Origin of the sequence: Lutimaribacter pacificus, assembly GCF_900142185.1 — a bacterium.
In the GTDB taxonomy this organism is placed as follows: Bacteria; Pseudomonadota; Alphaproteobacteria; order Rhodobacterales; family Rhodobacteraceae; genus Lutimaribacter; species Lutimaribacter pacificus.
Window position 1 is genome coordinate 1 of the sequence record NZ_FQZZ01000024.1, and the last position, 4,829, is coordinate 4,829.

6 protein-coding genes are annotated in these 4,829 nt (G+C 62.6%); 5 read left to right on the forward strand and 1 reads right to left on the reverse strand.

Annotated features, from left to right (window positions below; genetic code table 11):
- Positions 1-81: 81 nt before the first annotated feature.
- Positions 82-828 (reverse strand): ArdC family protein, encoded by a 747-nt coding sequence (locus F3H87_RS21660; RefSeq protein WP_149789845.1) that lies wholly within the window; start codon positions 826-828, stop codon positions 82-84.
- A 360-nt stretch (positions 829-1,188) separates the two neighbouring features.
- Here F3H87_RS21660 and F3H87_RS21665 point away from each other — a divergent pair, with 360 nt between their 5' ends.
- The 5 genes from F3H87_RS21665 to F3H87_RS21685 all read left to right on the forward strand — a co-directional run bounded on the left by F3H87_RS21665 (position 1,189) and on the right by F3H87_RS21685 (position 4,499).
- Positions 1,189-1,506, forward strand: coding sequence for an H-NS histone family protein (locus tag F3H87_RS21665; protein ID WP_149789846.1), 318 nt, complete (start codon positions 1,189-1,191; stop codon positions 1,504-1,506).
- 14 nt (positions 1,507-1,520) lie between these two features.
- Complete coding sequence (locus F3H87_RS21670; protein WP_149789847.1) at positions 1,521-2,138, forward strand: plasmid pRiA4b ORF-3 family protein; 618 nt, start codon at positions 1,521-1,523, stop codon at positions 2,136-2,138.
- A 331-nt stretch (positions 2,139-2,469) separates the two neighbouring features.
- Positions 2,470-2,733, forward strand: a complete 264-nt coding sequence (locus F3H87_RS21675) for a pyocin activator PrtN family protein (protein WP_149789848.1) — start codon at positions 2,470-2,472, stop codon at positions 2,731-2,733.
- 136 nt (positions 2,734-2,869) lie between these two features.
- Positions 2,870-3,463, forward strand: coding sequence for a DUF6088 family protein (locus F3H87_RS21680; RefSeq protein ID WP_149789849.1), 594 nt, complete (start codon positions 2,870-2,872; stop codon positions 3,461-3,463).
- Positions 3,456-4,499: a nucleotidyl transferase AbiEii/AbiGii toxin family protein gene (locus F3H87_RS21685; RefSeq protein WP_149789850.1), complete on the forward strand. Its 1,044-nt coding sequence runs from the start codon at positions 3,456-3,458 to the stop codon at positions 4,497-4,499. The genes F3H87_RS21680 and F3H87_RS21685 overlap by 8 nt, the downstream gene beginning before the upstream one ends.
- The last annotated feature ends 330 nt before the right edge of the window (positions 4,500-4,829 follow it).

Below are 4,829 nucleotides of genomic sequence, written 5' to 3' on the forward strand. Positions count from 1 at the left end.
AGCGCGGCGGCCAGCCTGAAAACTGCCTACCGTCAACGCCTGTCACCCATCCTACGGCAAGGTGGCATGCGGTGCAGACTGTCAAGATAAGGCGATCAGTTCCTCGAAGGCGTATTTCTTCGTGCCGAAACCGCCCGAGAAGTCCCGCCCCAACCGTGAGGCATGTCCTGTCGCGTGCCCCATCTCGTGCAGTGCGGTCCGGTGCCAGTTGATCGGCTCGAAATAGGCCTGCGGAGGTGGCACCTGCACGTAATCGAGCGCGGGAACATAGAAGGCGCGGCTGCCACCGATCCGGAAGTCGATACCAGTCGCCGCGATCAATGCCTCGACCCGCGGCTCGATCAGCCCGGGCGGCGGTGGCGGCGCCTCGACGGCGATGTCGTCTGGCAAACCTTCGCATTGCGCCGCATTGAACACGGAAAAGCGCTTCAGGAACGGGATGCTGTTTGCATCTTCTCCGGTCTCCCGCGCGCGGCGCTTCTCGTCGTCAGGCGTGAACCGGTCAGCATAGACGACGGTTGTGCCCCGCTCGCCCTTGCGAACATTGCCGCCGAGCGACAGCGCCTGGCGGAACGTCAGCCAGTGCTGAGTTGGATAGCCCTGCTGGATCACGGCGCCCCAGAGGATCAGGACATTGATCCCGGAATATTGCCGACCCGTGCTGGCGTTGCACGGCATGGCGAGCGGCGCCTGCGCCGCCGCCGTTCCCCAGGGCTGAACCCAGGGCAGCCGGCCTTCCTCCAGCTCGGCGATGATCTTGTCGGTGATGTCGTCATAAAGGCTCGTGCGCGGACCGCTCTTGCCGGCCGCGCGATACTCTCTGGTCATCGGGATGATCTCCGCGACGGGCGCCGGAGGCCTCTCCTCCAGCCCTCAACCCGTCACGGAAAACCCGCCCGCACTTTCACTCTCGGGGGCGTTGCGGGGTCTCCCCGCTGATGGGGGTGTGTCGGCAACGCCAGTGCCGACCAGGGGGAAGGCTTTCCCCCAGACAATCCTCGTATTCAGCCGAGGCAGGCATAAAAAGGCAAAAGCCACCAACCGCGAGCCGCCAATCCCCGACGTGTTGTAATCCCCAGGATATCTGCGCTTATCTGACACGCAATCGCGGTGCATGCTTTCCAGCGCCGGACGCCTTCCTTCCCGCGAGCTCGGGCTCAAAGCCAACGGGCAATAAAAGAGGACCAAATGACGGATATCGATCTTAACGCCTTGTCGCTTCCCGAGCTGAAGCAGTTGCAAAAGAATGTTGCGAAGGCCATCGCCAGTTTCGAGGACCGTCGCAAGGCCGAGGCCCGCGCCAAGGTTGACGAATTGGCCCGCGAACTAGGTTTCAGCTTCGACGAGCTTGCGGAAGCCGCTCCCACCCGGAAACGCGCGGCGTCTGCGCCCAAGTACCGCCATCCGGAAAACACCGAAATCACCTGGTCTGGCCGTGGGCGCAAACCGGCATGGATCGCCGAGGCGCTGGCTTCGGGAAAATCGCTGGACGATTTTGCGATCTGACCGGGGGACCTGTCTTGTACCAGCCCGCGAATGCCGTCCGCCTGCATGTCTCTCTGGCGGAGATTGACCCGCCGATCTGGCGGCGACTTGTCGTGCCGTCGGACTGGACGCTCGACAGGCTGCACTTGGTGCTGCAGGCCGCGTTCAGCTGGACCGACAGCCATCTGCATGAGTTCCGGATCGGCGGGCTGCGCTATGGCGACCCCGATCAGCTTGAGGATGGTTTCGGCGGACCGCAGATTTTCGACTACACCGGGGTCAGGCTGGCGGATTTCACCGGCCAGGATCTGACCTTCAATTACCTCTACGACTTTGGCGATGACTGGACCCATGTGATCCGGATCGAGGAGTGGCTATCCCTCGATCCCCTGCCCCGCCACGCGGAATGCACCGAAGGTGCCCGTGCCCGGCCGCCCGAGGACGTCGGCGGCCCCTGGTCCTATGCCGATTTCCTCGAGACCACCCGCGATCCGAACCACGAGGACCACAGCTCCAACCTTCGCTGGGCCGGCGGGCATTTCGATCCGGACTGGTTCGACAAAGAGCTGATCAACAAGGATCTGCGCAACACCTTCCGCAAGAACACCAGCCGACGCCTGCATCAGCCCAAGCCAAAGCCTTCTGGTCGGTGAGCGCAGAGGACTCGGCCCTCAAGGCGGTGCCGCGGGTCTGGATGACCCTCCTCCTGCCGGCAGCACCAGTGTGGCAGCGCCCCCAGCGGGATCCGGGGATGTCTGCACCGCAAAAGGTGCACTGGTCTTGCGGCCTCTCCAGAAGCGTTGCTTGGCGTCGAGGCTCCCGCCCGACTTACCCAAGCATGGGTTCCCTACCCCCTTTCACACGCTTCGGAGAGTCTCCCCGATCCAACGCCCCCATCCGATTTGCGCTCCATGCTATCCGTCTCCCCGACAACCGGCTGCGCGCCCTTCTCCCATCTATGCGATCGTGTTTCATTCCGGGATCATGAACACGGCGTTTCTCTTGATAGCGATGTATTCCGGGCGACCGATCATTCCCGCTGAGGATGTCGCCAGGGATTTTTTCGGTCTGAGTACCGACAAGTTCATCCGCAAAGTCTCGGCTGGTTCCATCGCCCTCCCCCTCGTCCGCATGGAAGCGTCCCAGAAATGCGCCAAAGGCGTCCATATCGATGATCTGGCCGAGTACCTGGACAAGAGGCGGGCTGCAGCCGTCAGGGAATGCCTGCAACTGCAGGGCCTTCGGTAAGCCTGCTCTCACAAGGAAAATCGCCGAAGGCCAGCCTGCTACCCATGGCACCAAGCGACCACCCTCCTCGCCTCGCCCGACAGCACGGATTGAATTCTGTCAGAAAACTGCGTATATTTCTGACAGGAGAACGATCATGCAGCGCCTTGCCGAACAGATATTGAGCCATGCAGAGGGACTTCCGGAAGGAGCGCCACTTGCCGCAAAGGGGCTGCTGCACCTCGGCAGCCGTGCCGGTGTGGATCAGGCCTTGTCGCGCCTCGCCGAGCGCGGCCAGTTGATCCGTGCCGGGCGCGGGGTTTACCTGCGACCAATCAAAAGCCGGTTTGGAACGCGCGCGCCGTCCGTGGAACAGGCTGTCGAGGCCCTCGCGGCGCAACGTGGCGAAGTCATCGTTCCAACCGGCGCCGCCGAGGCGAATGCACTCGGCCTGACCACGCAAGTGCCTGTTCGATCCGTGTACCTGACCTCGGGTCGCAGCCGCACCCTCTCCTTGGGCAAACAACTCGTCGAACTGCGCCACGCCCCCCGATGGCAGCTTGCCCTTGGGAAGCGGCCGGCAGGCAGTGCCGTTCGCGCCCTGGCCTGGCTCGGGCCGGAACAGGCGGAATCCGCGCTCAGATCGCTGAAGCAGAAATTGCCTGCAGCGGCCTTTGACGAATTGGTAACCGCCGCGCCGCAGTTCCCGACCTGGCTTGCACGCAGTGTCGGAAAGGCGGCGTATGTCTGAGCCCTTCCTGTCGTTGTCGTCTGCAGACCGCAAGGAGGCCCTGGCCGTCGCTGCAGATCGCTCCGGGCGGCCTGCGCACCTGCTCGAAAAGGACGTCTGGGTTGTCTGGGCCCTTCAGACCCTCTTCAGTTCCGAGCTTGGTGAGCACCTCGTCTTCAAGGGCGGAACATCCCTTTCCAAAGCCTATGGGGTGATCCAGCGCTTCTCTGAAGATGTCGATCTGACCTATGACATACGGGCAATCGCGCCTGATCTGGTGGGCGAACGCGCCGAAGCCCTGCCAACCACGCGCAGCGAGGAAAAGCGCTGGTCGAAAGCTGTCCGGGATCGATTGCCTAAATGGGTCGTCGAAATGACGCAGCCCTTGATCCAGGACGCCATTGCAGCGCAAGGGCTATCGGCCTCGACACGGGCAGATGGCGACAAGCTTTTCATCGATTACGAAGCTGCCTCTTCTGGCTCCGGCTATGTCGCCCCGAGCGTCATGCTGGAATTCGGCGCGAGGTCGACGGGCGAACCGGCGAGCCTGCGTGACGTCTCCTGCGATGCAAAAGGGCTGATCGAGGGCGTGACCTTTCCGACCGTGACACCGCGCGTGATGCATGCCGAGCGGACCTTTTGGGAGAAGGCCACAGCGATCCATGTCTTCTGCGTCCAGGGACGGCTCCGCGGGGAACGCTTCGCGCGCCATTGGCATGACCTGGTACGCCTCGATGATGCAGGCATCGCGGATCTGGCCATTTCCGACCGCGACCTTGCCTCTGCAGTGGCGCGGCACAAGCGCATGTTCTTCCCGGAGAAGACAGCCGACGGAACACCCGTGGACTATGAAGCCGCGGTTCACGGCCATGTGCAACTGGTCCCAAACGGAGAGGCTCGCACCGCGCTCGCGGCCGACTACGCGCATATGGTCGACGACGGCCTCCTGCTTGAAGACGCTGAGCGTTTCGACGACCTCATCGAACGTTGTGCATCCATTGCCGAGCGCGCAAACCGTGTGGCGAACAGTCAGCACGTCCGCAAACCAAGTAAATAGTCCACTGGCGCATCCGGCTCCTTCCCAACCGATCGCATTGGGTCGCAACATGTCGATCAAGTACTTGGGGCCAGCCAACAAAAGCTGCCATCTGTCCTACTCGAGGCAATGACCGCTTTGGTGAAGGTTTTCTGATGCGGGGCGCGGCTGGAAGCGGCCCATTTTCGCGACCACGACCCGCGTTGAAAAACCCTCACCATCTCAGTCGCTCAACCCTTCCGGAGCGACACCCGTAGTGACCTGCCCCCCTTCGGTCCCTCGTTCATAACGAGAGTCTGCGGGTTTGATCTTGATAATCATGGGTTTCGGTTTGGGCAAGCGCGCCGGGCG